The sequence below is a fragment of the Pyxidicoccus xibeiensis genome, assembly GCF_024198175.1.
Classification (GTDB): Bacteria; Myxococcota; Myxococcia; order Myxococcales; family Myxococcaceae; genus Myxococcus; species Myxococcus xibeiensis.
This window is the reverse complement of the sequence record NZ_JAJVKV010000003.1, coordinates 749098-775257: the sequence shown is the minus strand read 5'-3', so window position 1 is coordinate 775257 and position 26160 is coordinate 749098. Positions and strand designations below refer to the sequence as shown.

24 protein-coding genes and 2 tRNA genes are annotated in these 26160 nt (G+C 71.2%); 7 read left to right on the top strand and 19 right to left on the bottom strand.

The window, feature by feature from the left end:
- Positions 1–26: 26 nt before the first annotated feature.
- From mnhG to LXT23_RS15915, 9 genes are all read right to left on the bottom strand, one after another.
- Positions 27–392: a monovalent cation/H(+) antiporter subunit G gene (gene mnhG, locus LXT23_RS15955; protein WP_253981027.1), complete on the bottom strand. Its 366-nt coding sequence runs from the start codon at positions 390–392 to the stop codon at positions 27–29.
- Positions 389–667: a K+/H+ antiporter subunit F gene (locus LXT23_RS15950; RefSeq protein WP_253981026.1), complete on the bottom strand. Its 279-nt coding sequence runs from the start codon at positions 665–667 to the stop codon at positions 389–391. Before LXT23_RS15950 ends, mnhG begins: the two co-directional genes overlap by 4 nt.
- Positions 664–1152: a Na+/H+ antiporter subunit E gene (locus LXT23_RS15945; protein ID WP_253981025.1), complete on the bottom strand. Its 489-nt coding sequence runs from the start codon at positions 1150–1152 to the stop codon at positions 664–666. The genes LXT23_RS15950 and LXT23_RS15945 overlap by 4 nt, the downstream gene beginning before the upstream one ends.
- Positions 1149–2804: a monovalent cation/H+ antiporter subunit D gene (locus LXT23_RS15940; protein ID WP_253981024.1), complete on the bottom strand. Its 1656-nt coding sequence runs from the start codon at positions 2802–2804 to the stop codon at positions 1149–1151. The genes LXT23_RS15945 and LXT23_RS15940 overlap by 4 nt, the downstream gene beginning before the upstream one ends.
- Complete coding sequence (locus LXT23_RS15935) at positions 2801–3136, bottom strand: Na+/H+ antiporter subunit C (RefSeq protein WP_253981023.1); 336 nt, start codon at positions 3134–3136, stop codon at positions 2801–2803. Before LXT23_RS15935 ends, LXT23_RS15940 begins: the two co-directional genes overlap by 4 nt.
- The gene (locus tag LXT23_RS15930; protein ID WP_253981022.1) at positions 3136–6057 is read right to left on the bottom strand and encodes a monovalent cation/H+ antiporter subunit A; all 2922 of its coding nucleotides are present in this window, start codon (positions 6055–6057) and stop codon (positions 3136–3138) included. The genes LXT23_RS15935 and LXT23_RS15930 overlap by 1 nt, the downstream gene beginning before the upstream one ends.
- A 79-nt stretch (positions 6058–6136) precedes the next feature.
- Complete coding sequence (locus LXT23_RS15925) at positions 6137–6718, bottom strand: HesA/MoeB/ThiF family protein (protein ID WP_253981021.1); 582 nt, start codon at positions 6716–6718, stop codon at positions 6137–6139.
- A 9-nt stretch (positions 6719–6727) separates the two neighbouring features.
- Complete coding sequence (locus tag LXT23_RS15920) at positions 6728–6976, bottom strand: type 1 periplasmic-binding domain-containing protein (protein WP_253981020.1); 249 nt, start codon at positions 6974–6976, stop codon at positions 6728–6730.
- A 183-nt stretch (positions 6977–7159) separates the two neighbouring features.
- Complete coding sequence (locus tag LXT23_RS15915; RefSeq protein ID WP_253981019.1) at positions 7160–8449, bottom strand: S8 family peptidase; 1290 nt, start codon at positions 8447–8449, stop codon at positions 7160–7162.
- Between the two features lie 256 nt (positions 8450–8705).
- On the opposite strand from LXT23_RS15915, the gene LXT23_RS15910 reads away from it, so the two are divergent.
- Positions 8706–9545, top strand: coding sequence for a phytochelatin synthase family protein (locus LXT23_RS15910; protein WP_253981018.1), 840 nt, complete (start codon positions 8706–8708; stop codon positions 9543–9545).
- Between the two features lie 10 nt (positions 9546–9555).
- Here the strand turns inward: LXT23_RS15910 and LXT23_RS15905 are convergent, their stop codons facing one another.
- Together LXT23_RS15905 and LXT23_RS15900 are read right to left on the bottom strand one after the other, a co-directional pair.
- A complete protein-coding gene (locus tag LXT23_RS15905; protein WP_253981017.1) occupies positions 9556–10914 on the bottom strand; it encodes a hypothetical protein in 1359 nt (452 codons plus the stop codon).
- A gap of 37 nt (positions 10915–10951) precedes the next feature.
- Positions 10952–11980, bottom strand: coding sequence for a hypothetical protein (locus LXT23_RS15900; protein ID WP_253981016.1), 1029 nt, complete (start codon positions 11978–11980; stop codon positions 10952–10954).
- Positions 11981–12192: 212 nt separating this feature from the next.
- Between LXT23_RS15900 and nfi the strand changes: the two genes are divergently transcribed.
- The 4 genes from nfi (at position 12193) to LXT23_RS15880 (ending at position 17147) form a co-directional block, all read left to right on the top strand.
- The gene (nfi, locus tag LXT23_RS15895; protein ID WP_253981015.1) at positions 12193–12894 is read left to right on the top strand and encodes a deoxyribonuclease V; all 702 of its coding nucleotides are present in this window, start codon (positions 12193–12195) and stop codon (positions 12892–12894) included.
- A gap of 328 nt (positions 12895–13222) precedes the next feature.
- Positions 13223–15565: a GMC family oxidoreductase N-terminal domain-containing protein gene (locus LXT23_RS15890; RefSeq protein WP_253981014.1), complete on the top strand. Its 2343-nt coding sequence runs from the start codon at positions 13223–13225 to the stop codon at positions 15563–15565.
- Between the two features lie 107 nt (positions 15566–15672).
- On the top strand, positions 15673–16182 hold the full coding sequence (locus LXT23_RS15885; RefSeq protein WP_253981013.1) for a DUF2267 domain-containing protein: 510 nt from the start codon (positions 15673–15675) through the stop codon (positions 16180–16182).
- Positions 16183–16949: 767 nt separating this feature from the next.
- Positions 16950–17147, top strand: coding sequence for a hypothetical protein (locus LXT23_RS15880; protein ID WP_253981012.1), 198 nt, complete (start codon positions 16950–16952; stop codon positions 17145–17147).
- A gap of 174 nt (positions 17148–17321) precedes the next feature.
- Here LXT23_RS15880 and LXT23_RS15875 read toward each other — a convergent pair whose 3' ends face one another.
- The 7 genes from LXT23_RS15875 to LXT23_RS15845 all read right to left on the bottom strand — a co-directional run bounded on the left by LXT23_RS15875 (position 17322) and on the right by LXT23_RS15845 (position 22584).
- The gene (locus tag LXT23_RS15875) at positions 17322–17768 is read right to left on the bottom strand and encodes a hypothetical protein (RefSeq protein WP_253981011.1); all 447 of its coding nucleotides are present in this window, start codon (positions 17766–17768) and stop codon (positions 17322–17324) included.
- 165 nt (positions 17769–17933) lie between these two features.
- Positions 17934–18305, bottom strand: a complete 372-nt coding sequence (locus tag LXT23_RS15870; RefSeq protein WP_253981010.1) for a hypothetical protein — start codon at positions 18303–18305, stop codon at positions 17934–17936.
- A gap of 20 nt (positions 18306–18325) precedes the next feature.
- Positions 18326–19687 (bottom strand): hypothetical protein, encoded by a 1362-nt coding sequence (locus LXT23_RS15865; protein ID WP_253981009.1) that lies wholly within the window; start codon positions 19685–19687, stop codon positions 18326–18328.
- A gap of 112 nt (positions 19688–19799) precedes the next feature.
- Positions 19800–21572 carry a VWA domain-containing protein gene (locus tag LXT23_RS15860; protein WP_253981008.1) on the bottom strand — a complete coding sequence of 591 codons (1773 nt, stop codon included), beginning with the start codon at positions 21570–21572 and terminating at the stop codon, positions 19800–19802.
- A gap of 117 nt (positions 21573–21689) precedes the next feature.
- Positions 21690–21793: transfer RNA gene (locus LXT23_RS15855), tRNA-Lys, on the bottom strand.
- A 6-nt stretch (positions 21794–21799) separates the two neighbouring features.
- A tRNA-OTHER gene (locus LXT23_RS15850) sits at positions 21800–21921 on the bottom strand.
- Positions 21877–22584, bottom strand: coding sequence for a metallophosphoesterase (locus LXT23_RS15845; RefSeq protein ID WP_253981007.1), 708 nt, complete (start codon positions 22582–22584; stop codon positions 21877–21879). The genes LXT23_RS15850 and LXT23_RS15845 overlap by 45 nt, the downstream gene beginning before the upstream one ends.
- Positions 22585–23021: 437 nt before the next feature.
- Between LXT23_RS15845 and LXT23_RS15840 the strand changes: the two genes are divergently transcribed.
- Together LXT23_RS15840 and LXT23_RS15835 are read left to right on the top strand one after the other, a co-directional pair.
- Complete coding sequence (locus LXT23_RS15840) at positions 23022–23690, top strand: RNA polymerase sigma factor (RefSeq protein WP_253981006.1); 669 nt, start codon at positions 23022–23024, stop codon at positions 23688–23690.
- A gap of 46 nt (positions 23691–23736) precedes the next feature.
- Positions 23737–24918: a hypothetical protein gene (locus LXT23_RS15835; RefSeq protein WP_253981005.1), complete on the top strand. Its 1182-nt coding sequence runs from the start codon at positions 23737–23739 to the stop codon at positions 24916–24918.
- A gap of 64 nt (positions 24919–24982) precedes the next feature.
- Here the strand turns inward: LXT23_RS15835 and LXT23_RS15830 are convergent, their stop codons facing one another.
- Positions 24983–26155 carry an AraC family transcriptional regulator gene (locus LXT23_RS15830; RefSeq protein WP_253981004.1) on the bottom strand — a complete coding sequence of 391 codons (1173 nt, stop codon included), beginning with the start codon at positions 26153–26155 and terminating at the stop codon, positions 24983–24985.
- Positions 26156–26160: the final 5 nt, after the last annotated feature.

Genomic DNA, 26160 nt, shown 5'->3' with positions numbered 1-26160 from the left:
GCAGCCGGGGGAGGGGCCCCCCCACCTCAAGCCTGCGGCGGGGGGGCGGGCTGCTCGGTGACGGAGGGGGGCACGTCCTGGCGGGCCAGGCGCATCCGGAACAGCGCCGCGCGCGACAGGAAGACGGTGGTGATGGGCGCCGTCAGGGTGATGAAGAGGGCGATGAGCAGCGCGTGTACGTAGAACTGCTCGCGCACGAAGGAGAACTGCAGCGCCGTGGACAGCGTCAGCAGCCAGCAGGCGCCGGTGGAGCCCAGCGTGGGCGCGTGGACGCGCTGGAAGAAGCCGCGCAGCCGCACCAGACCCAGCGAGCCGGTCAGCGCCAGCAGGGCGGCGGTCACCACCAGCACCGCCGTCACCACGTCCACCCAGGGCGGGAGCGAGGTCGTCATTCGATGACCTCGCCGCGCAGCAGGAACTTCGCCATCGCCATGGAGCCCACGAAGCCGAACACCGAGACGAGCAGCGCCGCCTCGAAGTAGGTGCTGCTGCGGTAGCTCAGCCCCAGCGTCAGCATCACCAGCATGGCGTTGACGAAGAGGTTGTCGAGCGCCATCACCCGGTCCTGCGCGGAGGGGCCGCGCAGCAGGCGCACCAGCCCCAGTCCCATGGCCAGCAGCAGACAGCCGACGGCGATGCGCAGCGCCCAGGCAAGCAGTGGACTCATTCGAAGATCTCCCGCAGGTGCCGCTCGTAGCGGCGCTTGATGGTCTCGATGACGACGGCCTTGTCGGGGACCTCGAGCACGTGGAGGAGCAGCACGCTGCGGTCCAGCGACAGCTCCGCCCACACGGTGCCCGGCGTCGCGGCGACAATCATCGCCAGCACCGCCAGCGCGTTGGGGTCCCTCACCTCCAGGGGGACGTGCACGAAGCCCGAGGGGATGTCCTTGACGCGTTTGGTGAGGATGGCGCGGGCCACCGCGAAGTTCGAGAGCACCACGTCCACGGCGACGTTCAGCACCAGCCGCGCGATGGCCACCGGCCGCCGCATCCGCACCGGCGCGGGCCGCAGCTCCGCGGTGAGCACGGGCCAGGCCAGGGCCTGCGCCACGCCCAGCAGCACCGTGCCCACGCTCACCGACTGGCTGAGCAGCAGCCAGAGCCCGAAGAGCGCGCAGGAGAGGACGGGGGAGGGGAGCAGCCGCTTCATGGCGCCACGCACCTTCCGCCGAGCCGCTGCCCCCGCGTCACGGTGGGCTCCTCGAGGACCGCGTCCACATAGGCCCTGGGCGCGTGCAGGGCCTGGGCCGTCTCGTTCATGTACGCCATCGCCGGGCCCGCCCCCGCCGTCAGCGCGAGGCAGGCCCCGAGCAGCGCCGCCACCGGCAGCCCCTCGGCGAGCCGCAGCCGGGGGGGCTCGCGCGGGGGCGCGGACCAGAAGAGGCGGATGCCCGTGCGAGTCATCGCGATGAGGCTCGCGAGGCCCCCTCCCAGCAGCAGCAGGACCAGGTTCCACGCCCGCCACGACACGCCGGCTCCGTCCCTCTCCACGCCGAGCGCTCCGGACAGCATCCCCAGCTTGCCCACGAAGCTGGACAGCGGTGGCAGCCCCGCCACCAGCAGGGTGCACGTCATGAAGCCCAGGCCCAGCAGCGCCGTGGACGCGGGGAAGGGCCGCCCCACCAGCCGCTCCTCGTCGTCGTCGAGGTTGAAGGCCTGGTCCCCCTGGAGGCTGGGGTTGAGGAAGGGCGCCACGTCATCCACCGTGGCACCGGAGTTGCGCCAGCGCTCCACCAGGTCGATGAGCAGGAAGAGGGCGGCCGCGGCCAGCGTGGAGCTCAGCAGGTAGAAGAGCGCCCCGCCGGTGAGCGCCCACCGCCCGAAGCTCATCGCCGCCACCAGCGTGCCCGCGGAGACCACCACGCTGTAGGCGGCCAGGTGCCCCAGCCGCTGCGAGCCCAGCATGCCCAGCGCCCCCAGCCCGCCGCTCACCAGCCCCAGCAGCAAGAGCCCGTCGGACCCCACTCCCGCGGAGGGCCCCTCGGAGAAGAGCAGGGTCCACATCCGCAGGAGCGCGTAGACGCCCACCTTGGTGAGCAGCGCGAAGAAGCCGGCCACGGGCGCGGTAGCCGCCGTGTAGGCGGGCACCAGCCAGAAGTTGAGGGGCCAGGCCGCCGCCTTGGCCAGGAAAGCCACCGCGAGGATGCCCGCCGCGGCGTGGAACAGGCCCCGGTCGCCCTCGGGGACCAGGGCGGCGCGCAGGGAGAGGTCCGCCATGTTGAGGGTGCCCGTCACGCCGTAGAGCATGGACGCGCCGATGAGGAACAGGGACGAGGCCGCCAGGTTGATGGCCACGTAGTGCACGCTGGCCCTCACCCGCGGCCGCCCCGAGCCATGCAGCAGCAGCCCGTAGGACGCGGCGAGCATGATTTCGAAGAACACGAAGAGGTTGAAGAGGTCCCCGGTGAGGAAGGCGCCCGACAGCCCCATCAGCTGCAGCTGCATGAGCGGGTAGAAGTGCACGCCCGCCTTGTCCCACCGCGCGGCGGCGAAGAGCAGCGCGCACAGCCCCACCAGGCTCGTCAGCACCAGCATCAGCACCGCCAGCCGGTCCGCCACCAGGGCGATGCCGAAGGGCGCAGGCCAGTTGCCCGGCAGGTACACCACGCGCCCGCACGTCTCCACCCACCCCAGCAGCTCCACCGACACCGCGAGCCCCAGCACCGCCGAGCCCACGCTGAGCGTGGCCTTCACGGGCCGCCGGCCCTCGCCCATCAGCAGCAGCACCGCCGCCGTCAGCATGGGCAGCAGGATGGGGGCCACCATCAGGTGCGGCATCATCCACGCGACCCACCCGCTCATGACTCACCGTCCACGTGGTCCGTGCCCGACAGCCCGCGCGAGGCGAGGAGGATGACCAGGAACAGCGCCGTCATGGCGAAGCTGATGACGATGGCCGTCAGCACCAGCGCCTGGGGCAGCGGGTCGTCATAGCTGCCCAGGTCCAGCGCCACCCCTTCGACGAGGATGGGCTCCTTGTCGATGGCCAGCCGCCCCATGCTGAAGATGAAGAGGTTCACCGCGTACGACAGCAGCGTCAGGCCCATGATGACCTGGAAGGTGCGCGGCCGCAGCAGCAGCCACACCCCCGAGCCCGTGAGCACGCCGATGGCCAGCGCCAGGACCAGCTCCATTACTCGCCCTCCGGCCGGCGGTGGGCCCGCACCGACTGGTGCGCCAGCGCCACGAGGATGAACAGCGTCGAGCCCACCACGAGCGAGAAGACGCCCAGGTCGAAGAAGAGGGCGCTCGCCAGGTGCAGCTCCCCCAGCACGGGCAGGTCCAGGTGCCACGTGTGCGAGGTGAGCAGCGGGTAGCCCGCCACGAAGGAGCCGGCGCCGGTGCCCAGCACCAGCAGGAGCCCCACCGCGATGAGCCGGCGCGGGCGGATGTGCAGGTGCGCCTCCACCCACTCCGTGCCGGAGACGATGTACTGCAGCACCACCCCCAGCGACATCACCAGCCCCGCGACGAAGCCTCCGCCGGGCTCGTTGTGCCCCCGCAGGAAGAAGTACACGGCCAGCACGCCCGTCACCGGCAGGAGCAGCCGCACCAGCACCGCCGGCACCATGAGGTAGCCCACGGCGGTGTCACGCGCGTGGCGGGGGTTGAGCAGGTCCGTCTGGAGGTCCGGGGGGAGCGCCTGCTGCTGGGGCGTCAGCGTCAGCGTCTCCGGCGCCGGCCGGAAGCGCCGCAGGAGCGCGTACACGGTGAGCGCCACCAGCGCCAGCACCACGCCCTCGCCGAACGTGTCGAAGCCCCGGAAGTCCACCAGCATCACGTTGACCACGTTGCGGCCACCGCCCTCCGGGAGGGAGCGCTCGAGGAAGAAGGGCGAGAGGCTCTGCGCGAAGTTCCGCGTGGCGACCGCATAGGCGAGCACGGCCATCCCACTGCCCGCGGCGACGGCCACGGCCAGGTCCCGGAGCCGCCGCACGCGGGCGCGCCGCAGCGTCCGGGGGTTGAAGACGCCGCGCACGGGCTCGCGCGCCGGCAGCCAGCGCAGCCCGAGCAGCAGCAGCACCGTCGTCACCACCTCCACCGTCAGCTGGGTGAGGGCGAGGTCCGGCGCGGAGAACCAGATGAAGGTGATGCAGCTGGCCATGCCGGACACCCCCGCCAGCATCAGCGCCGCCAGCCGGTGGTACTTCGCCTGCCAGGCCGCGCCCACCGCGCTCGCCCCGCCGATACACCACAGCACGGCGAAGGCCGGCGCGAACGGCAGCAGGGGCCGGTCGCCCGTGCCCACGCCCCCGCGCAGCGCGCTCCAGGCGAAGGCCAGCGTCACCAGCACCAGCGCCAGCAGCTGGAGCTGAAGGCCCGCGCCGAGCAGGTTCAGCCGCGTCCACCGGCCCGCCCGGGCGAGGCGGGCCAGGCCCCACTCGAAGAGGCGCTTGCCGTCCGCGCGCCCCACCAGCGGCGCCGTGAGCGCGCGGCCGCGCCCCTGCTGCCGGCGCAGCAGCAGGTAGAGCAGCGCGCCGCCCGCCAGGGCCACGAGGCTCATCAGCAGGGGCAGGTTGAAGCCGTGCCACACCGCGAGGCTGTAGGCGGGCAGCGTGCCGCCCACCACCGGCCGTGACGCGGCCTCCAGGAAGCGGCCCACCGAGGCCTCCGGGATGACGCCCACCACGATGCAGACGAGGACCAGCAGGTCCACCGGCACCCGCATCCACCGGGGCGGCTCGTGCGGCACGCGCGGCACCTCCCCCGCGCACGAGGGGCCGAAGAACACGTTCACCGTGAAGCGCAGCGAGTACGCCACGCTGAACACACCCGCCAGCGCCGCGGCCACCGGCAGCCCCCACTCCACCAGGGGGCTGGCCTGGAGGAACACCGTCTCGGCGAAGAACATCTCCTTGGACAGGAAGCCGTTGAGCAGCGGGACGCCGGCCATGGCCGCGCTGGCCACCATCGCCAGGGTGGCGGTGATGGGCATCAGGCGGAACAGCCCGGACAGCCGGCGGATGTCCCGCGTGCCGCTCTCGTGGTCGATGATGCCCGCGGCCATGAACAGCGACGCCTTGAAGGTGGCGTGGTTCATGATGTGGAACACCGCTGCCACCGCGGCCAGCGGGCTGTTGAGGCCCAGCAGCAGCGTGATGAGCCCCAGGTGCGAGAGCGTGGAGTACGCGAGCAGGCCCTTGAGGTCGTTCTGGAACAGCGCCAGGTAGCCGCACAGCAGCAGCGTGACGAGCCCCGCGCCGCCCACCAGCCAGAACCAGGACTCCGTCCCCGAGAGCACCGGCCACAGCCGCGCCAGGAGGAACACGCCCGCCTTCACCATCGTCGCCGAGTGCAGGTAGGCGGAGACGGGCGTGGGGGCCGCCATGGCGTGCGGCAGCCAGAAGTGGAACGGGAACTGCGCGCTCTTGGTGAAGGCCCCCAGCAGTATCAGCCCCAGCGCCACCGGATACAGGGCATGGGCCCGCACGCGCGCCCCGCTGGCGAGCACCGTGTCCAGGTCGTAGGTGCCCACGATGTGGCCGAGCACGAGCAGGCCCGCCAGCAGACACAGCCCGCCCGCGCCGGTGACGGTGAGCGCCATGCGCGCGCCGCGCTGCGCGTCCTTGCGGTGGTGCCAGTAGCCGATGAGGAGGAAGGAGAAGAGGGACGTCAGCTCCCAGAAGAAGGCGAGCTGGAGCAGGTTGCCCGCGAGCACCACGCCCACCATCGCCCCCATGAAGGCGAGGAAGAAGGCGAAGAAGCGGGGGGCCGGGTCCTCCGCGGACAGGTAGTAGCGCGCGTAGAGCACCACCAGCGTGCCGATGCCCAGCACCAGCATGCAGAACATCCACGCGAAGCCGTCCAGCCGCAGCTCCAGCGCGAGCCCCAGCGAGGGCACCCACTCGAAGCGCTGCCGGAGCACCTCGCCCCGGGCAATGGCGGGGAAGTGCAGGGTGGTGACCACCGCGCACGCGAGCGCGGTGAGGCCGGCCAGCAGCGCGCTCCAGTTGCGCGCGCGGGTCGGAACCGTTGCCGCGACGAGGCTCGCGAGGAAGGGGAGACTGAGCAGGACGAGCAGCGGCATGGCGGCCGCACCATAGTGGCGGCGCACGGGGCTCCGAAGGACTCCTTCGGAGACTCGTGAACCGTTCAACGTCCGGGCCCCGGCGGCCCGCCCCACCGCCGGAACCTCAGGTGCCCGAGGTGGGGATGACCGCCGTCAGGTTCACCAGGGCGTCACGCTTCACGCCGTGCTTCACGAAGTCCTGCACGGCGCGGGCGAGCGTCGCGGCGAGCAGCCCCAGCAGGGGCAGGTGCGCGCCGCCCTCGCAGGTGGCCTGGCCCGCCGTGTCCTCGGCGTCCGGGACGAAGCGCTCGTCCCAGCGCACCAGGCCGAACGTCCCATCCGCGCTCACCGCCCCGTGGACCAGCGGCTTGCCCGTCCTGCGCGCGTACTCGCTGAGCAGCAGGCGGCTGGCCTGGTTGTCGAAGCCGTCCACCAGCAGGTCCGCGCCGCCGCACAGCGCCTCCACGTTGTCGCGGGTGAGGCGGACGCCGAAGGACTCGGCCTTCACCCCGTGCAGGTTGAGCAGCTGCAGCTTGAGGGCCTCGGCCTTGTTCTTCCCCACCGAGGGCTTCACGTACGCCTGCGCGAGCAGGTTCTTGGACTCCACCCGGTCGAAGTCTACGAAGGCCAGCGTGGCCTCCAGGTTGCGGCACAGCATGGCCGCCGAGGAGCCGATGGCCCCCACGCCACAGAAGAGGATGCGCATGACGTCACCTCACCGGGCGCCGAACGGCACCTTGGGGCGCAGGTAGATGCGCTCGTCGCCGCGCGCGCCGCGGAACCGGTCCACCACGTAGTGCTGGAACGCGTCCTCGCGCATGTTGGACAGGTGCAGCCCGGGCACCCCGCCGGAGCGCACCAGCTCCGCGGCGATGCGACGCACGTCCGAGTCCGACACCGGCCGGTCCAGCTCCACCGGCACGTCCGCGGACATCCCGTCATAGGTGATGTTGAGCGTGGCCATGGGTCTTCGTGCCTCCTCACACCCCTGGCGGAACGCATGAGCGCGGCCGTCGGGGCACCCCGGCGGGACGCGCCCGGCCGGCACTTCCTGACGGCGTCAGGGGGACGGGGTGGCCCGGAAAAAGGCGGCGGCCCGGCCTCCTTGTCGGGAAGCCGGGCCGCCTGTGTCCGCGGTGAGAGGGGATTACCGCGGAGTCTCGGTGCTGACGGGCGTGGCAGCCGGGGCCTGCTCCTGCTTGACGGTGGGCATCAGCGGCACCGCGCCGATGAAGCCCGAGTAGGCCATCCGGTTGGGCGAGCACCAGCCGGGGTTGGCCACGATGTCGGTGGTGGAGTTGGCGAACAGCTCACCCGCCACGGTTTCGGGCGTGGCAGTGGGGTTGAGCTCCAGGAAGAGGGCGGCCACGCCCGCCACGTGGGGCGACGCCATGGAGGTGCCGCTGAGCTCGCGCGTCTCCTTGTCGCCGTAGTGCCACGAGGAGGTGATCTTGTTGCCGGGCGCGAAGACGTCCACGCAGTCACCCCAGTTGGAGAAGGAGGCCCGGCCGTCCTTGCTGTCGGTGGCGGCCACGGTGATGGCCTCCGGAGTGCGCGCCGGAGAGTGCTTGCACGCGTCCTTGTCCTCGTTGCCGGCGGCGACCACGTAGGTGACGCCCGCGGCGATGGAGCGGCGGACCGCGTCGTCCAGCGCCTGGTCCACGTCGCCGCCCAGGCTCATGTTGGCGACGGCCGGCGCCTGGTGGTTCTTCGTCACCCAGTCGATGCCCGAGATGACGCCGGAGATTGAGCCGGAGCCGTCGCAGCCCAGCACGCGCACCGAGTGGACGAAGGCATTCTTGGCGAGGCCGTAGGTGCTGCCCGCGACGGTGCCCGCCACGTGCGTGCCATGGCCGTTGCAGTCATTGCCCTTCATGCTGTCGCCGATGGCGTCGAAGCCGACGGAGGCCCGGCCGGCGAACTCCCGGTGCGAGAAGCGCACGCCGGTGTCGAGGATGTACACGTGCACGCCCAGGCCGGTGGCGTTGTACATGTAGAGCTTGTCGAGCGGCAGCTTCCGCTGGTCCACCCGGTCGATGCCCCAGGTGGGGCCCGGCTGGCTCTCGAAGAGGGAGACCACGCCGTTCTCCTGCACGTAGTCCACCGCGGGGTCGCCGGCCATGGCGCGCGCCTGGTCCTCGGTCATCTTGCTGGCGAAGCCGCGCAGCGCATGCTCGTACACGGAGAAGGCGCTGCCGCCGTACTTCATGGAGAGGCTCTGGGTCTGCTGGGCCACCTCGACCTGCTGGAGGCTCGCGGCCGGCGTCTTCAGCACGACGATGTACTCACCCGGCACCTTCTTGCGCGCGGTGAGGAACTTCCCGGTCCGCTTCTGGCTCAGCGTGGCCCTGAGCGCCGCCGGGTCCTTGCAGGGGACCTGCTGCGACGCGCACCCACCCAGCAACACCACCGCGCCCAGGCAGAGCGTCCACTTCATGCTGTTTCGAAACATGTTTCACCCATTGGAGGAGAGTTGTCAGGGTGAAACGGACCGACGCTAAATACGGTTTATCCCTGATTCAGCACTGCGGGATGAGACAGCGGTCGTTCAATGAACAGGCGCGGGTGTCCATGGCCGGAAGCGTCAGGGGTGGGGCGTATGGTTTTGTATTGGCGGGGGGCACATGCGGAGCAGCCAGGGGAGCACGGGACGCCAGCTTTCCGCTCCACCGAGGCCATGGCAGGCTGCATCCATGAAGACGCTCCGCACCACGTTGCTCGTCCTCGGTGGTGGGCTCGCCGCCCTCGCGCCGATGACGGCACCCGCCAGGGGCCCCACGCCCGCGGACCCGGGCCTCGTCACGTTCTCCGCCCCCGAGTCCATCAAGCGCATCGAGCGCAGCCGCCACAAGGTGGACTTCTTCCACCTGGCCAACCAGTTCGAGACCCAGGGCAACAAGGCCTTCTGCGGCCCCACCTCCTCCGTCATCGTCCTCAACGCCCTGCGCGTGGGGAATGACGCGGTGGCCAAGCCCCAGGACCCCTCGCTCGTCACCGCCGAGGACCGGAAGCTGCTCCCCGCCGGCGTGGACCCCCTCTTCAACCGCTACACCCAGAACAACTTCTTCGACGACAAAGTCCAGGAGGTGAAGACCCGCTCGGAGGTCTTCGGCCTGCCGCGTGGCGAGGGTGCCAAGCCCGACGGCGGCATCCAGCTGCGCCAGCTCGCCGGCATGCTCGCGGCCCAGGGCCTGGACGTGAAGCTGCGCGTGCTGGACGACTCGCTGAAGGACGCCACCCTCCGCGAGGAGCTCAAGCAGAACCTGAAGACCGAGGGCGACTACGTCATCGTCAACTACTTCCGTCCCGTGCTGGGGCAGAAGGGCGGCGGCCACATCTCCCCGCTGGCCGCGTACGACGTGAAGTCCGACTCGTTCCTCGTCATGGACGTCAACGCCACGGACCAGCGCTGGGTCTGGGTGAAGGCCGCCTCCCTCTTCACGTCCATGCGCACGCAGGACACCCAGGAGAACCGCGGCTACCTCCTGGTGAAGGAAGGCAAGACGGCCCAGGCGGCGCGGAGCACGCCGTAGGTTCCGGACGTCAGGGCGTGTCGCGCTTCACGTTGAGGTCGTCGAAGCGCCCCTCGCGCTCCAGGCGCCAGAGGTCCTCGTCGGTGACGTAGGGCTGGCCGAGCAGCTCCCGCGCCTTCTTCACCTTCGCCAGCAGCAGCGGGTCCGTCACCGGCGTGCTGTTGTCCCGGGTGGGCGCGGGCGGCGGGCGCATCAGGGAGAAGGTGCCCCGGGCCGGATGCCCGTCCAGGGTGTTTCCCTCCAGCGCGTAGGTGACCATGGCGACGTCCGGCTCGGCCTTCGAGTCCAGCGTCACCGTCACCTCCACGCCCCGGCCCTCGGGGACGGCGTCCACGCCCAGGGACACCTCGCTCGCGTCCTCCGGGAGGGGTGGCGCGCCCTGCTCCGGCGTCCGGGCGCGCAGGGCCGTCACCCGCGACAGCCGCACCGGGCCCTTCCAGGCGTGGGACAGGCGGAAGGTCTGCCGCACCACGCCGTCCTCGCCGCGCACGGGGAAGCGCGGGGTACCCCGGGCCATCAGGGTGATGACGCCCTTCTTGTCGAAGTTCTCGAAGGACGTGTTGAGCAGCTGCAGCGACGAGCGGCCCGTCAGCTTCCGGCCCTGCGCGTCGAACACGTCCACCCGGACCAGGTGCTGGAAGTACATGGCCCAGGGCCGCGCGCCCTCGGAGCCCATCGTGTGGCTCACCACCGGGGTGGCCGTCGTCACCGTGTGCTGGTCATCGAAGGTCCACACGTACTTCACCGGCGCGAAGCGCGGACGGGGCGGCGCCTCCCGCTTCGGCACCTCGACGATGCGGGCCAGGAACTCGTAGTCCTCGTCGGCGTTGGGGAGGCGCCGGGAGAAGACCTCCACCAGCCGCTCGGGCTCGCACGGCTTCACCGTGTAGCGGGGCACCGGCACCGAGGTGGCGACGTTGTCCCTGCCAAAGACTGTCACCACCGGCGGCTCGTACGTCCCATCCGGCTCCAGCCAGACGCGCAGGGGAACGCGCATGCCGGTGCCGGTGCCGATGGTGGTGTGCAGGTACGTGTCATTGCCATCCGGCGAGTGCGCGCGGACGCTGATGAGGTTGTCCTCGCCCGAGCACACCTCCTGCTTCTCCACCGTCACCGCGTCGATGACGGGCGGCGGCACCGGCGCCCTGCTGGCGGGGGCCACCACACGGGGAGGCGGAGCGGGAGGCACCGGCGCCTGGGCCCGTGCCGCGTCCCTGGCAGGCACCGGCGCCCGCGCGCCCGGTGGCGCGGGAGGCACGGGCGCCCCGGTGCCATGGGACAGCAGCCACCCGGCGACCAGCAACAGGGTTGCCAGCCCCAGCATCCAGGCCCAGCGTCGCTGCCAGAGGGGACGTTCCGCCGCGCTCATTCGAGGGCTCCTCTCGTCGCTTCGAGGGTGGCGGGGCTCACTGCCAGCAGCCGTAGACGTTGCCGCCCGAGTTCCACTGGAGCTGGTGCGAGTAGTCGCTCGCCCACAGCGTGGTGGAGATGGGGTGGACGCTCCAGCCGCCGACGCGGTCCGGGCTGACGGAGGTGGCGGTGGTGGAGGCGTTGTCGCGCACGCCCTTCCAGATGCTGCTGCTGCTCGTGTCGCAGCGGTTGGCGGACATGCAGTTGGCGACCTGGTTGCCGGCGTTGCCGCACACGTTCCAGAAGATGGGGCAGATGACGCTCAGCGCCGCGTTCTCGAACCACCCGAGCGACGCCTTGCAGTGGTTGTACACGCCCGAGTAGAGCGAGTTGGACGCACTGGCGATGCGCTCATGCGGGTACGTGTACGCGGAGACGAAGCCCCGGCCCGCGTAGTTGTGCGCGTAGGCGAGGAACGTGGAGCACACCATCCCGTTGTTCGCCGCGCTGCCGGGCATGTGGTGGACCGTCTGAAGGTCGCGGTACTGGAACAGCGAGTACGGCACGCGCGCCCCGTTCCACAGCGGCCGGTCGATGTACTGCGAGCCGTCGACGCGCGACACGTCGCTGACGTACGCGTGGTTGAACCAGAGGTTGTCGGCCACCTGGGCCGCGCCCATGGCATCGCCGAGCTGCCACGCCACCCACTCCGGGCCGTGCCCGTCCGGGTTGTACATGTAGTGGTAGATGCCGCCCTGGTTGACCTGCTCCAGGCCCGGGTAGCCGAACTGGAGCTGGTTGGCGTTGAGCGGGGTGCCACACACGGTGGGCCACCCGTTCTGGTCCGGGTCCTCCATGGTGGCGTGGGACACGGTGCCAATGGCGCCATGGGAGAGCATCGAGTGCGTGCGGTACTCGCCGATGGCGTCAATCACGTTGCGGATGGGGCCCTCTCCCCGGTCGAACACCACCGCGCCGTTGGGCGCATTCCAGCCAGCGGAGGTGTAGCCACACTCCGAGGCACCGGCGGGCCGGGCCACCACCAGCGTGGACACTGCGAGACAGCCTGCGAGGAATCGACGCATTCGCACCCCCTGGGAGTGCCCACCCTACGCCCGTCCTTCCCCCATTCCAGGCCGGGCCCCGCGGGGCCGTGAGACATGGAACAGGCGGCTGGCCCCGGGGGGCAGGTGACTCGTCCGGTAGTCCACGGTCGGGTGGGGCTGACATGACGTGCTGGGTTGCCTCGGGGCGCCGGGTCGTCAGATTGCCTCCGGGAGCGCGAGGAGGGTGGTGCATGGAGCTTCAGTCGGAGGTGGGCCGCTGGGACGTGACGCCCTCGGAGGCGGTGGCGCTGCAGCGCCGGCTGCGCGAGCACCTGGTGCTGCGGCCGCCGCCGGGGCTGAAGGTGGAGCGCGTGGCGGGCGCGGACATCTCCACGGAGAAGGGGCGGGACACGGGCTTCGGCGGCATCGTCGTGCTGGATGCGGGGACGCTGGCGCCGGTGGCGCAGGCGGGCGCGGCGGTGGAGCTGCGCTTCCCCTACGTGCCGGGGCTGCTGTCGTTCCGCGAGCTGCCCATCGTCGCCGCCGCATGGGCGCGGCTCACGGTGCGCCCGGACGTGCTCATCTTCGACGGGCAGGGGACGGCGCACCCGCGCCGCGTGGGCATCGCGTGTCACGGCGGGCTGCTGTTCGGCATCCCCTCCATCGGCTGCGCCAAGTCGCTGCTGGTGGGGACGTACGAGAAGCTGGGGGAGGCGCGCGGCTCGACGGCGCCCCTCATGCACAAGGGTGAGGTGGTCGGCATGGCGGTGCGCACGCGCAAGGGCGTGCAGCCGGTGTACGTGTCTCCGGGCCACCTGATGGACCTGCCCACGGCGGTGGAGCTGGTGCTGAAGGTGAGCCCGAAGTACCGCGAGCCGGAGACCACGCGTCACGCGCACCGGCTCGTCAATGCGCTGCGCCGCGCGGGAGGTGAGGCGGCGGAGCTGGAGTAGACGGTGGGACTGGCGCGGGCCGCCGCCGGGCGCTGCCGGTGCCCGTGAGGGGCGAGGCGTGGACCGCGCGCGCTCGCCGCACGGGAAAGGCGTACCCGGAGTGAATGCCGGCGGACGGATGCCGCCGCGCCGCGCGCCCCGCGCCGGATTTTGACCGCGGCCCCGACCCCTTCTATGTCCGAAAAGGGTTTCAGGGCCTCTCGTGCTCAAGGAACGGTGGCTCGGGCGTTTGACTCCCTGGTCGCCCTTCCCCCCGCACCTGCACTGGCGGTAGCACCAGGGCCGCGGGGAAGGGGAGCACGGGCGGGAGAAGCCATTGGGAGCGTCGATGCGGCGGTTGTCCTCACGTTGGAGCGAGCTGGAGGCCCACTACGAGGTCGTGGTGGTGGGGTCCGGGTATGGCGGGGCCATCTCGGCCAGCCGGCTGGCGCGGGCGGGCCGGCAGGTGTGCGTGCTGGAGCGGGGCCGGGAGCTGCTGCCCGGTGAGTACCCCCGCACCGAGGCCGAGTTCCTCAAGGAGCTGCAGATCCACTTCGACGCCGAGAGCGGCGTCGAGCTGGGCAAGCCCACCGGCCTGTTCGAGGTGCACCGGGGCGGTGACGTCTCCGTCGCCAACGGGTGCGGCCTGGGCGGCACGTCCCTCATCAACGCCAGCGTGACGATGCGGCCGGACCCGCGCGTGTTCCTGGACGCCCGCTGGCCGGAGGCCTTCCGCGAGGACGTGGACGCGCTCCTGGAGGACGGCTTCGCATGGGCGGAGCACATGCTGCGCCCCAGGGCGTACCCGGAGTCCTCGCCGCCGCTGGCCTCGCTGAAGGCGCTGGAGCTGGCCGCGAAGAAGCTGGGCGGCACCTTCCGCCGCACGCCGCTGGCCGTCACCTTCGAGGCGGGCGTCAACGCCGCCGGCGTGCGCCAGCCCGGGTGCACCCTCTGCGGCGACTGCATGACGGGGTGCAACGTCGGCGCGAAGAACTCTGTGCTGATGAACTACCTGCCGGATGCGCACCGCCACGGGGCGAAGCTCTTCACCGAGGTGGGCGTGCGCTACGTCGCGCGCGACGGCAACCGGTGGCGCATCTACTACCGGCCGATGAGCGTGGGCCGTGAGAACTTCGATGCCCCGGACCTCTGGGTGACCGCGGACCGCATCATCCTCGCGGCGGGCACCATGGGGACGGCGGAAATCCTGCTGCGCTCCAAGGCGCTGGGCCTGCCGCTGTCGGACCGGCTGGGGCACCGCTTCAGCAACAACGGCGACGTGATGGCGTTCGGCTACAACACGGACGTCCCGGTCAACGGCGTGGGGTTCGGCACGCACCCGCCCGGCTCGCGGGAGCCGGTGGGCCCCACCATCAGCGGCATCATCGACGACCGCGCCACGCCCCGGCAGGAAGACGGGATGATCATCGAGAACGGCGCGATTCCGGGGGCGCTGGGCCGGCCGGTGACGGCGCTGCTCACGGCGGCCGCGGCCCTCTCGGGAGAGGACACCGACCGGGGCCTCAAGGACCGCATGGAGGAGGTCGCGCGCGTGGCGGAGAGCGCGCTTCGCGGGCCGTACTACGGGGCCATGCGCAACACGCAGACGTTCCTCGTGATGTCGCACGACGACGGCGCCGGCGAGCTGCACCTGGTGGGAGACCGGGTGCGCGTGCGCTGGCCGGAGGCGGGAAGGCAGCCCGTCTACACGCGGGTGGACGAGCGGCTGCGCCGGGCCACCGAGGCGCTGGGCGGCACCTTCGTGCGCAACCCGCTGTGGAACAAGCTCACCGGCCACGAGCTGCTGTGCACGCACCCGCTGGGCGGCTGCGCCATGGGGGAGTCCTCGGACGAGGGCGTGGTGGACCACGAGGGCCGCGTCTTCTCGGAGACGTCGGGCACCGCCGTCCACGAGGGGCTCTATGTCAGCGACGGCTCGGTGATTCCGCGCCCGGTGGGCATCAACCCGCTGCTCACCATCTCCGCGGTAGCCGAGCGCTGTGTCGCGCTGATGGCGCGGCGCAACGGGTGGACGGTGGACTACTCACCCGTGCCGGAGGCTCCGTCCCCGCTGCCCGCGCGGCCGCCCGCCGTGCAATTCACGGAGACGATGTACGGGTACATCTCCGAGGCGGTGGACGAGGACTTCCTGCGTGCGGGAGACCGGAGCCGGGATGACACCTCGCCCCTGCGCTTCATCGTCACGGTGGAGGCGGCGGACGTGGAGGCGGTGCTCGCGAACCCGCTGCACCCGCTGAGCATGTCGGGCTGCGTGCTGGCGCCGGTGCTGTCCTCCCGCCCGCTCACGGTGGAGGGGGGCGAGCTGCACCTGATGACGCGCGAGCACGCCCGGCAGGGAGGCCGCCGGATGCGCTACCAGCTGCCGCTGGTCTCCGAGGCAGGCGAGCGCTTCTTCCTCGATGGGTACAAGGACGTCCACGACGACGTGGGGCTGGACCTGTGGGCGGACACGACGCGGCTGCTGGTGTCCATCCATGAGGGCGGGGACGCGACGGCACGGTGCGTGTACCGGGGCTACCTGGGGCTGAACGCGAAGGACTTCACCGTGCAGTTGTCCACGCTGCGGGTGCTGGACGCCCGGGACACGACGCACCGGCTCACGACGCTGGCTCGCTTCGGGCGCTTCTTCTTCGGGGCGCTCTTCGACACCTACGTGCGCAAGGCGGCGTAGCGGGCGGGGAGGCAGCGGTCCGCTTTTCGTGTCGGCGGAGGCGTGCTCCTCCGGGGTGGCGTGGGCACCGTGATGCCCACACAGCTACTTCCGGAGGAAGAACCCCCATGGCCGACAACCGTGAGCAGCAGGGGAAGGGCGCCCCGCAGGAGGGCGACCGGCCGGCCAGCCGCCGCGACGTCCCCATCGAGGTCCGACGCAAGCTTCGGCACGAGTCGCGCACCAGCCAGACGTACAAGGCGTTCCTCAACCACCTGTGCGAGCGCGGGGGGATGTCACCCGCCGTGGCCGAGCAGGCGGCGGTGTCCGTGTTGTGCGCGTTAGAGCAGCGCATCCTCGCCGACGAGGCGCTGGACATGGAGGCCCAGCTCCCCCGAAAGCTGACGGACCTGATTCACCGCTGTGAGAAGCACGAGGAGGAACTGCCGGAGAAGTTCGGCCGGGAGCACCTGCTCAAGCGCGTGGGCGAGGACCTGTCCCTCAACCCCGACGCGGTGGAGCCGGTGGTGCGCGCCGTGCTGGACGCCATCCGCCACCAGATTACCGAGGGCGAGGCCGAGGACGTGATGTCCCAGCTGCCGGAGGACCTGAGGGACCTCTGGGGCAGGGCCGTCTGAGGATTCACGCCGGGAAGCGTCCCGTGGCGTCCTGAGGCTCCAAGCCTGCCCGAAGCCATGGCTCGCGGGAACACGGGAGGAGCATGGGCTCCAGCGCACCGCTTGCCACAGCGTCGGCCAGCGGTCCTCCCGAGCATGTTGCGCGCGGCTCAGCGGCACCGCGTCGAAGACGACGACGGGCATTGGCGCACATGAAGCGGCCGGAGCCGCGAAACCTCCTGATGCTGTTGCCGGGGTACCACGCTCCGACATGGGGACCGAGCTCACAGATAGGTCCCCGGCGACCACGGCCGCGGGGAGTATCTGCTCCAGAATCCAAGGAATACAGTCGCCCTGGAGTCTTGAGTCAGCCATCCACAAGCGTTTCCCTGGCTCGCGTCGGCTGTCCCAGGTCGCGAGGGCTTGCACGGCATGGCGGCGCGGTGGTCGGTCCTCTCCTCATCCTGAGGCTGGAAGGAATCTTCATTCCACGGGAGGCTCGTCCTTCCCTCGGCGAGGGAAGACTCAGCCGCGTCTTGAATGCGTCCGCTCCGAAACCGAGGTGTGGCGCATCGCGACGGGTGTCGACTGAACCGCGCCGTGCCCGTCGAACACGGCGCGGTGGATTGCTGGAGCGTTCGCTACAGGGGTGGGCCAGCCCCATCCAGCTTCAACCTGCCGCTCTGGATGGCGCTGAAGAGCTCGCCGATGAGCTGGTCCTGCTGCGGGATGGACAGTTCGTGAAGGGTGCTACGGAACTGCTCGCGGGCCTCCTGTGACCAGGCGCCGTGGCGAACGGCATCCGCGAGAGCCCTGCTCGCCCGCTCGTGCGCCAGTTGTCGTCGCTGCTCGGCGTCTTCCCCGGGAACGCGTTCCTCGACCTCGTCGTTCGGGGACCGGTATGCCGCGAGCTCGGCTCGCAGTTCTTCACGGATGGCTGCCCGGATGTCCGCGAGCGAGGGGGCGTTGCCCTGCGCCGGGAGTGAGCCGAAGGGACCTGGGGCCGGGCATGAAGGCGCTCCGCGTGGAGTCCGCGACGAGACTTCAGGCGGCCCGGGCTGCTTGTTCGAGGGCATGTCTTCCCAGCCCAGCCCTATCAGGAGCCCCACCATGAGGCACGCGACGGAAGGCATGAGGGGTCGGACCCGCATGGCTCACACCTATCGGGCGCGACAGTAGATGAGGTGGTTGCTTCCAGCGCAGCCGTTGGAGCCGATGGCCTTGACGGCATTGTTTGAATCCAGGATCCAATACTGATGACGCCAGCTGCCTCCAGAGCAGGTGTCGTCGTCCGAGGCGAGCGTGCTGGTATAGAAGATGAAACCACCCCAGAGTGAACCCGTCTGGGGGTTGTCGCTCGCGATGATGTATGGATGCCTGTTGATGAGGCGCAGCCCGTAGTTCCAGTACGCGCAGTTGGTCACTTGTGGCTCGGCCGAGTTGTAGGCCACGCCGTACTCGTAGTGGCTGCTCGGGTAGCTCGGGAGCTGACAACTCCAGCCAATCTGCGTGAGGTTACCGCAAGCAAACCAGTTTCCTGCGTCGGCGGGAGTGGCCGCGAGCAGGGTGGCGGAAATCAATACAAACGAAGCGGCAGAGGCTTTCATGGTCCGTCCTGGGTGGGGATTCAGGGGCGCAAGGCGAGGAGGTCTGCAATGCGCGGGACCAAGGTGGAATTCGAGAGACGTGCCAGCAAGGCAGCCGCGAGTCTTGGCGATTGACTGACGTTCGCAAGGACTATGGACTGCGGGACGGGGCAGGATTGCCCCGGGTCACGCCAGGGCGCGCGGCTCGCGGCGCATGCCGGACACGCGCCGCAGCGGCTCCGCCCACCACGGCTCGTCGGACACGAGCACGTCGCGCCCGTCCACGCGCGCCACCATGCCCCCGGGCGCCACCACGGAGAACCGCAGTGGTCGCCCGAGCGCCGAGGTGAGCGCGGACATGGTGCTCTCGTCCTCGGCGGAGAAGCCGAGCGGGCCGTCGGGGTGGCTGTGCGCCACCTCCGCCAGCTCGTCCCGCAGACTCCAGATGGCCTCCCACCTCTCGCGGGAGTCCGGCAGCACGAAGGGACTGTCGGACTCGTCGCCCCACAGCACCTGACCGTCGCGGCCGATGAGCAGGCAGACCTCTCGCGTCGTCATGGCTTCCTCCTCCTCTTCCGCTACGCGTGCCGCGTAATCACCAGCACGCCCGTGTCGATGGCCTCGCGGATGACCGACGGCAGGCTCTCCAGCGTCACCTCGCCGTCCGCGCCCGCCAGGCACACTCCTGCGTCCACCACCTGGAGCGTGTCCGCGTCCACGATGGAGATGAAGCGCTCGTCCATGAACGAGTACGTCACCTCCAGCCGGTTGCCGCCCAGCCGGCGCATGTCCCGCAGCCGCGCGCCCGCACCGAGCAGCGCCCGCTCCGCCCGGTCCATGCCGTCCTCCCGCGCGGCCCTCCGCCCGTTGCGCCCCGCCCGCCGCTGCGCCTCGGCCACCAGGTTCGCCGTGCGCACCCGGTCCGCCGTGCCGTGCTCCACGGCCCGCCGCCAGGCCTCAGCCTCCCGGCCCGGCACGGCCCCGTGCCGCTCGGCCCGCCGCCGGGCCTCCACCTCCCGGCCCTCCGCGGCCCCGTGCTCCACGGCCCGCCGCCAGGCCTCCGCCTCCCGGCCCGGCACGGCCCCGCGCCCCTCGGCCCGACGCCACGCGTCCGGCGCCTGCCCCGCATGGGCCCCCTGGCCCTGCGCTCGCCGCCAAGACTCCGACTCCCGCCCTGGCACGGCGCCGCGCTCGTCGGCCCACCGGCCCGAGGCTCCGAGCTCCGCCACCCGCCGCTGTGCCTCCGACACGAGCCCCGCCGAGTACTCCCGCGCCTGCGCCGCCTCCCGCTCCTCGTGCGCCCTTGCATCCAGCGCCGCCGCCCGCACCGCCCGCTCGCGCAGGTGCGCCTCGCGCTCGGCCACCAGGTGCCGCAGGCAGGCCTCTGCCTCCGCGCGGCCTCCCTCCGCCACCGCCAGCACGCGGCCCCGCAGCTCCGCCGGCGCGAAGGGAATGCGCAGCGCCCGCGAGGCCGCCTCCAGCAGCGCGTAGCCGAACGCCGCCCGCAGCGGCGCGCTCACGCCCTTCGCGCCCGAGAGGGACTGGCCCTCCTCCAGCGCGCGGCGCGCCGCGTCCTCCGCCTCGCCCTCGAACTCCACGCCGTCGAACACCAGCGAGCCGTCATGCCACCGCCGCGCGCACACCGGCGCCAGCCGTGGCGGCTCCTCCTCCGGCATCAGCTCCAGGGGCTCGGCCACCGCGCCCTCGCGCACCAGCCGGCTGCCCCACACATGGCCCCGCACGCGCGGCAGCCCGTCCAGGCCCTCCGGCCCGGCCGGCTCGCGCGCCGTGGCGACCCGCCCCGACACCTCGAAGCGCCACCACCCCGGGCGGACCGGGGCGGCGACACGGAGGCGGCGCGAGGGGGCGTCCACGGTGCCGCCGCCAAAGTACGGCAGCACCGCCGACTCCACCTTCCCGAGGAACTTCCGGTAGTCCACGCCGCCTCCTCCTTCCTCACTGCAACCGCGGTTGCTTCACACTCACGCCACCTTCGGCCGCGGCGTGCGCATCACCCGCTCCACTCCCACCGCAACCGCGGTTGCTCCACACTCACGCCACCTTCAGCAGCGGCGTGCGCATCACCCGCTCCACCCACCCGGACTGCGTGGAAGGAGCCCCCGGCGCCGCCGGCGCGTCCAGCAGCGCCTTCAGCACCCGCGGCACCTGGTACGGGTCCGCGAACTGGTCCACGTCCACCTCGCTGAACGGCACCTTCAGCTGGCCCGCGCACGTGCGCACCGTGTTGCCGCGCGCACCCGCCACCGACACCAGCAACGCCATGGCCGACACCGTGTAGCCGAAGTCACGGAACGCCCGGGCGAACTGGTCACCCGCCTCGCCCGCCTCGTCTCCCACGACGATGACCACCAGCTTCGCCCCCTCCGGCACCCTCACGCCGTCCCGGTGCAGCGCCTGCACCGCGGCCGCGTGCGTCGTGCCACCCGCTGCCTTCAGCCCCGCCAGCATGTGCTGCACCGCCGTGCGGTTGGCCGCCTTCGGCTTCAGCACCGTGCCCATCGTGTCGAACGCCGCGACATGCAGCTTCTCCATCGGGAAGCCCGCGAGGATGCGCGCCAGCGCCTCCTTCGAGTTCTCGATGGCCCCCTCCATGGAGCCCGACTTGTCGATGAGGAACATCACCCTCACGTCGGTCTCCGCGGTCGCCTCCGCCACCGCCGTGCGCGCCGCGTTGTCGCTCGCCTCCTCCAGCTTCTGCCGCAGCACCTCGCTGCGGACGTTCTTCGCGATGTTCAGCGCCCGCTGGTCCGTCGCCGTCTGCACGGCCTTCTCCCAGCGCGCACGCACCGGGGCCTCCGCCAACAGCCCCAGCTCCTCCAGCGTCGGCGTCATCAGCCGCAAGTCCCGGTCCGACAGCGACGGGAGCAGGGCCGCCATGATGGCCGGCGTCAGGCCCACGTCCTTCGGCAGCCGGCCCACCACCTCCTTGTAGGAGAGGCGCTCCAGCTCGACCCACTCGCAGATCTCCGCCTCCGAGAGCCCGTCGAAGCGCTCCCGCTTGACCAGCGTCAGGCCCGTCAGGCCCACCGTCCGGTGGCCCGCCGTGGACTGCTTCTGCTTCCAGCCGAGCACCTCGAAGAAGGCCTGCGTGGTCGGCTTGTAGCCCGCCTTGCGCGCCAGCTTCTTCAGCGTCTCCTTGTACCCGGCCTTCACCAGTCCCTGGAGCATCGGCAGGTTCGCCTCACGCGCCGCCAGCCACTTGGACGCCACGCGCTTCCAGCGGCCCAGCGGCGCCTTGCGGGACGCGGGGTCACCGAAGCCCGCCTCGCGGTTGAGGCGCGCAATCTCCGGCTGCTCGAGCAGCTCCGCCACCCGCAGCACCGCCTTGGGCGCCAGCATGCGCGTGGACTTGCGCTCGTAGTGGAGCACCATGGCCTCGCCGATGGCCCGCCAGTCGTCGTCGTGGAACGCCACCTGGCCGGTGTCGTCGCGCACGGGCTGGCCCGCGTGCTCCTGCACCAGCATGAGCGCGCACGTGGCGACCTTCAGGTCACGCCAGTCCGTCTGCGTCAGCGCGTACGACGCGAAGTGCGCCATCAGCTCCGAGTTGAGCTGGTAGATGTCCAGCAGCTGCTTGTAGAGCTTCACCGCCGCCGGCACGAAGAGGCCCGGCTTCACCGCCCGCCCGCGCGCCTTCTGCGCCGGGCTGGCGTGCGCCGCCGCGTACCACGTGCCGTCCAGGTCCAGGCCGGGCCGGTTGTGCCACAGGTGCGCCGAGCCTCCGAGCACCAGGTCCAGCAGCCGCTCGGCCGGGCCGCGCTGCGCCTCCGGCAGCAGGTTCGTGTTCTGCGTCTGGGTCGTCATGGGTGTCCCCCTTTCGGGACGTGCCGCGTGTCAGGCGCGGGGCGGACCTCTCGCGTTGCGCGCAAGAGGAGTGCACCGCGCGTGGAGCGCACGGGTGGCCTTCACGGCAGCGAAGGCCGCCCGTGCGAAGTCGGAGTGAAGAAGGAAAAGACGCGCCCGAGTGACGAGGCCGGTTGTCCTCTGGATTAAGGGTCCAGCGCTCTACCGTTGAGCTACGGGGCCATGAGTGGCCCCGGCAGGATTCGAACCTGCACCTCTTTGCGTGTAGGACCCCGTCTGCCGGGCGCGAAAAGCTGTCAGGTGCTCACGAGTAGACGCACACGTCGCCGTGCACCGGGAACTTCGCCACGTCTTTGCCGCCCCGGTACGAGGACCGGGCTGGCACCGAGACGAGCTCCCAGGTGGGGAGCACCACCGCCGTCAGCGAGCGGCCATACACGCAGCCGGTGTCGATACCCACCGCGTGCTCGGTGACGAGCGGCTTGTCGAAGACGGTGTGGCCGAAGATGACCCGCTCCGGGCCCTTCCAGTGGTGCGTCCAGAAGGTCCACCCCTCTGGCGCCTTGGAGGGCCAGTAGCTCTTGGTGGCGGGCGGCTGGATGCACTGCGCGTGGAGCAGGTGGTAGGGGTCCTGGGCCTCGACGGGCCGTCCGGGCAGCATGCCGGCATGCACGACGACGGCGTTATGCTCCGGCAACCGGAGGTAGTGGGGCAGGGCCGCCATCCAGTCGTAGTGCTCCGGCGTCAGGGCCCGGCGCGTCGCGAGGTGGTCCGGCAGCAGCCGGTCGTCCGGCCGGTGGCGCTGCTGGAGGTGCTTCTCCTCGTGGTTGCCGAGGATGGCCTCGTGCCGCATCGCCAGCTCCACGCACTCGCGCTGCTTCGGGCCCCGGTCCACCAGGTCCCCCGCGAAGATGATGCGGTCGCTGGAGGTGGCCCCCACCTTGGCGAGCAGCTCCACGGCCTCGTCGTAGCAGCCGTGGAGGTCTCCGATGACGATGGTGCGGGGGGACATGACGCGAAGCTCCAAGAGAAGGAAGTGAGCGCCCGAGTGAAGCAGCCGGAACGGCTGACTTGAGAGGTCAGTGTCGGACCGCCGACGGGACATCTACCCCATGGGTAGGTGCGTGGAGTTGAACCACGAGCTTGTAGGGCCGCTTCGGCCGGGCGCTCGAAAGCAATGGAGCCAGGGACGCGCCTTTTCCGCGTTCCTGACGGGGGGATTTTCCCCCTTCCGGCCCCCGTCCTCTCTTTGGAGGCATTTTGTCAGGAAATTGGCGCCACCCCCGTCCGGCCTGGGAGGTTCCGACTGTCCGGTGTTCCGGGCGGTTCGGAGCCCCCTGCTCGTCTCGGAGGCTGCCTGCGGATGCCAACGTGGTACCTTGCCGCGCCACATCCCAGTAACCCCATCTCCCGGGGCGGTCTGCCCGGCGCAGCCCTCAGGTCCTTCCGGTGTACGAGCAGCTCACGGATGACGAATTGTTCGCGGAGGTGGTCCGCCGCCGCTCCGCTGGCGAGCCCGTCGGGGCCCCCCTCGGTTCCCTCGTGGACCGGTGGGGCCGCCCCGCGCGCTACGTCATCAGCAAGATTCAGGCGAGCTACGGCCGTGGGTCTCCCGCGGACGCCGATGAGCTCTTCCAGGACGCGGTCGGGAAGTTCCTCGACCGGGGTCTGGACCAGTTCCGGGGCGTCTCCGAGCAGATGCCGGGCCGCAGCGCGTCCCCAAAGACGTTCTTCCTGCGCATCGTCAAGCACGTGGCCATCGACTTCTACCGGCGGCACCGCGAGGAGCTCGCGGCGCCCCCGTCGGACCCCGATGAGGTCATGGAGGAGCCCCCTTCCGAGGTGGCTCGGGCGGTGGAAGCAGGGAAGCGACGTGAGGAGCGGGCCGAAGCCCAGGAGCTGTACTGGGCGGCGTTTGCCCGTCTGCAGGAGGAGCACCCGAAGGAGGCCTCAGCATGGGAGCTGTACCACCACGAGGACGTCGAGGATCACGAGGAATGTGCTCGGCGCCTGAATATCAGCGTGGTCAACTCCTACAAGCGCGTCAGCCGCGCGCAGGCCTACCTGAAGCTCTACCTGCTGGACCTCCAGCGCGAGTCGCAAGGGGAGGAAGCGTGAGCCTCCTTCCCGGCCACACCCCGGGGTACCCAGGAGGATTGAACCCATGATTGTTGACGCTCTGTCCCGCTATTCCGCCCGCCGCACCCAGCTGACCGCGGCGAAGTCTTCCCCCGGTGAAGTTCTCGAGGCCGCCGGCGACCTGATGCGTCGCTCCTCCCGGGTGGGGGTGGAAGGTGTGGAGGCCGCCCTGCGCGGCCTGGGTCGTCCGCAAGTCGAGGCCTGGCTGAAGGCCCAGAAGCCCCAGTCGCTGCAGCCGGTGCTGCTGAGGGCCGCGGAAGAAGCTGTCGAGGTGGCGCTGGACGGTGGTGAGGAGTCCGAGATGTGGCGGACCTCCGCGCTGGAAGGACTTGCCGCCCGGGACAGGGCCGCCTCCGCCGCATTTGCGCTGGCCGCCTGGGAGGGCCTTCATGGCGCGCTCGATGGCGAGGGGGCGCAGCTGCGAGACCGCTTTCTCTCCGCGCTCGGGACATTGGATTCGTCACTCCGCCCGAGAGCCCGCTGGTTCATCCCGTTGAATCCGCAGCGACGGCAGGAGCGCGACCTGCTCGACTCCGCCGAGCAGGACACGGCCTGGTGGTTCTCCGCCCGGGCCGGCTGCGATGACCTGGTGGCCACCTGGACGGGCCGGCCCCAGAACCTCACCTCCCACCTCCAGGGCTGCACCGAGTGCCGCGCGGACATGGCGGATGCCGCGCCGGTGGACGCGCCCCCGCGCCGTCACCTCACCGCGGACGACCTCTGGCGGCTCGACATGGGCCTGCTGTCCGAGGACGAGCGCTCGCGGCTGGACGCGCACACGGCCCGCTGCGGCGAGTGTGCCCAGGCCGTGCTGGCGCTGGACGAGGGCGACGAGGCCATCGACGAGGCGCTGGACATGGAGGAGGGCACGGTGGGCCGCTCCGCGCGCAGCTCCCGCGCGCCCGTGTCACACCGGCCGACGTCGGCCCGGCACCCGGAGCAGCGCGAGGTGCTGGACGAGCGACGCGACTTCCGCGTGGTGCTGGTGCGCGAGCGCCAGCGGGTGCGCCTGCTGGTGCAGCCCCTCTCCGGCCGCTCCGTCACGGCGGCGGTGTTCCTCAGTCCCGGCCGTCCCTCGCTCAAGCCCACCCACGGTCCGGAGGGCATCGCGTTTGACTTGACGTCCGCGTCCTCCACCGGCGCCCGCTCTGCCCACCTCTCGGTGCAGGCTGGCGGCGAGACGCTGGACCGGGACTTCTCCTTCTGACGCGCCGCACCTGCCTTGCGTGAGCCGGGGCCCGCTTTCACGGGCCCCCGGTGCTCACTTCAGTTCACGGCGTCATCGTGCTGTCCCGGGCGCGCTCCGTGTCGAGCGCCTGGCGGCTGCGCACGGGCGGCTGGGGAATGGGGAAGGTCTGCGGCGGCAGGGTGGGGCGGAAGCCGTTGGCCAGCAGGGCCACGACGAGCTGGGCATTCGGCGGGCGGATGCCGAGCGCCGCGCCGCACACGTCGAGCTGATCCGTCACGCGCGGCCCGTCGGAGACCTGGTAGCGGTTGCACGAGCTGTCCACCTGGGCGCTCTTGTCGCGCGGCAAATCCCGCGTGAGGCGGCCCCAGCGCATGGCGAGCCGCTCCGGCGAGATGACGATGTTGACGGGCTCGCCGCCCCACGTGCCCTCGATGGTGGTGCGCGGCCCGCCGGCCTTCACCTTCAGCGCAAGCTGGCGCTGGCCGTAGGTGCCCGTCACCTCGATGCCGTGCTCGTAGACCTCCTCGGAGAGGATGCTCACCCAGACGCCGTCCCCGCGCCGGGTGTACGGCTTGTCCGCGGCGACGCGGCCATGGTTGAACCAGACGTCGCCCACGCGGCCCAGCGGGAGCTGGTCGTTCCGGGCCACGGGCGCGGACTCCTCCAGGCTGGCGGGGCCGTTGGAGGCCACCACGGGCCGCGCGGCCAGCAGGTCCGTCACCGGCACCGAGGCATCCACCGGCTCGAAGCGCACGCCGCCCATCCACGCATGGCCGGTGCCGCTCATGATGAGGCCGGCCATGATGGTGGTGGCCTCCTTCGGCACGTCCAGCACCACCTCGTAGCGCTTGCAGCCCACCGAGCCCACCAGCGCGCGCGACTGCATGTTGTCGAAGGCGAGCGGCTGCTTCGGGTCCGGGCCCTCCACGCGCATCCACAGGCCGGCCCAGCCCTCCACGTCCTTCACACGCAGGGCGGCGGAGAAGCGCAGCCGCTTGCCGCGGAAGTCCTGCGCGCCGAAGGCCTGCATGAAGGTGCCGTAGCCGTTCTCGTCCGGCGTCAGCGAGCGCAGGTACGCGCTGCGGGTGCCCTCGCAGGGGGCGCTGCTGTCCACGCCCGCCTCGTAGCGCTTGGGCGCGCTCTCCGTGACGTACCAGCCGACCGGCAGCTTCTGGCTACCCCCCGACGGCTGCGCCCCGGCCGCGGTGGCGGCCAGCGCGAGCAGCAGGGTGGCGAGTTTCTTCCGGAAGTCCATGGCGG

Excerpts from the sequence above, each read along its gene's own strand:
- nfi (WP_253981015.1), top strand. The coding sequence starts at position 12,193 with ATGGAGCTTCAGTCGGAGGTGGGCCGCTGGGACGTGACGCCCTCGGAG.
- LXT23_RS15925 (WP_253981021.1), bottom strand. The coding sequence starts at position 6,718 with ATGCGCATCCTCTTCTGTGGCGTGGGGGCCATCGGCTCCTCGGCGGCC.
- LXT23_RS15940 (WP_253981024.1), bottom strand. The coding sequence starts at position 2,804 with ATGAGCGGGTGGGTCGCGTGGATGATGCCGCACCTGATGGTGGCCCCC.
- LXT23_RS15890 (WP_253981014.1), top strand. The coding sequence starts at position 13,223 with ATGCGGCGGTTGTCCTCACGTTGGAGCGAGCTGGAGGCCCACTACGAG.
- LXT23_RS15915 (WP_253981019.1), bottom strand. The coding sequence starts at position 8,449 with ATGAAGTGGACGCTCTGCCTGGGCGCGGTGGTGTTGCTGGGTGGGTGC.
- LXT23_RS15830 (WP_253981004.1), bottom strand. The coding sequence starts at position 26,155 with ATGGACTTCCGGAAGAAACTCGCCACCCTGCTGCTCGCGCTGGCCGCC.
- LXT23_RS15905 (WP_253981017.1), bottom strand. The coding sequence starts at position 10,914 with ATGAGCGCGGCGGAACGTCCCCTCTGGCAGCGACGCTGGGCCTGGATG.
- LXT23_RS15875 (WP_253981011.1), bottom strand. The coding sequence starts at position 17,768 with ATGAAAGCCTCTGCCGCTTCGTTTGTATTGATTTCCGCCACCCTGCTC.
- LXT23_RS15835 (WP_253981005.1), top strand. The coding sequence starts at position 23,737 with ATGATTGTTGACGCTCTGTCCCGCTATTCCGCCCGCCGCACCCAGCTG.
- LXT23_RS15860 (WP_253981008.1), bottom strand. The coding sequence starts at position 21,572 with ATGACGACCCAGACGCAGAACACGAACCTGCTGCCGGAGGCGCAGCGC.
- LXT23_RS15910 (WP_253981018.1), top strand. The coding sequence starts at position 8,706 with ATGAAGACGCTCCGCACCACGTTGCTCGTCCTCGGTGGTGGGCTCGCC.
- mnhG (WP_253981027.1), bottom strand. The coding sequence starts at position 392 with ATGACGACCTCGCTCCCGCCCTGGGTGGACGTGGTGACGGCGGTGCTG.
- LXT23_RS15920 (WP_253981020.1), bottom strand. The coding sequence starts at position 6,976 with ATGGCCACGCTCAACATCACCTATGACGGGATGTCCGCGGACGTGCCG.
- LXT23_RS15935 (WP_253981023.1), bottom strand. The coding sequence starts at position 3,136 with ATGGAGCTGGTCCTGGCGCTGGCCATCGGCGTGCTCACGGGCTCGGGG.
- LXT23_RS15885 (WP_253981013.1), top strand. The coding sequence starts at position 15,673 with ATGGCCGACAACCGTGAGCAGCAGGGGAAGGGCGCCCCGCAGGAGGGC.
- LXT23_RS15870 (WP_253981010.1), bottom strand. The coding sequence starts at position 18,305 with ATGACGACGCGAGAGGTCTGCCTGCTCATCGGCCGCGACGGTCAGGTG.
- LXT23_RS15945 (WP_253981025.1), bottom strand. The coding sequence starts at position 1,152 with ATGAAGCGGCTGCTCCCCTCCCCCGTCCTCTCCTGCGCGCTCTTCGGG.
- LXT23_RS15950 (WP_253981026.1), bottom strand. The coding sequence starts at position 667 with ATGAGTCCACTGCTTGCCTGGGCGCTGCGCATCGCCGTCGGCTGTCTG.
- LXT23_RS15845 (WP_253981007.1), bottom strand. The coding sequence starts at position 22,584 with ATGTCCCCCCGCACCATCGTCATCGGAGACCTCCACGGCTGCTACGAC.
- LXT23_RS15900 (WP_253981016.1), bottom strand. The coding sequence starts at position 11,980 with ATGCGTCGATTCCTCGCAGGCTGTCTCGCAGTGTCCACGCTGGTGGTG.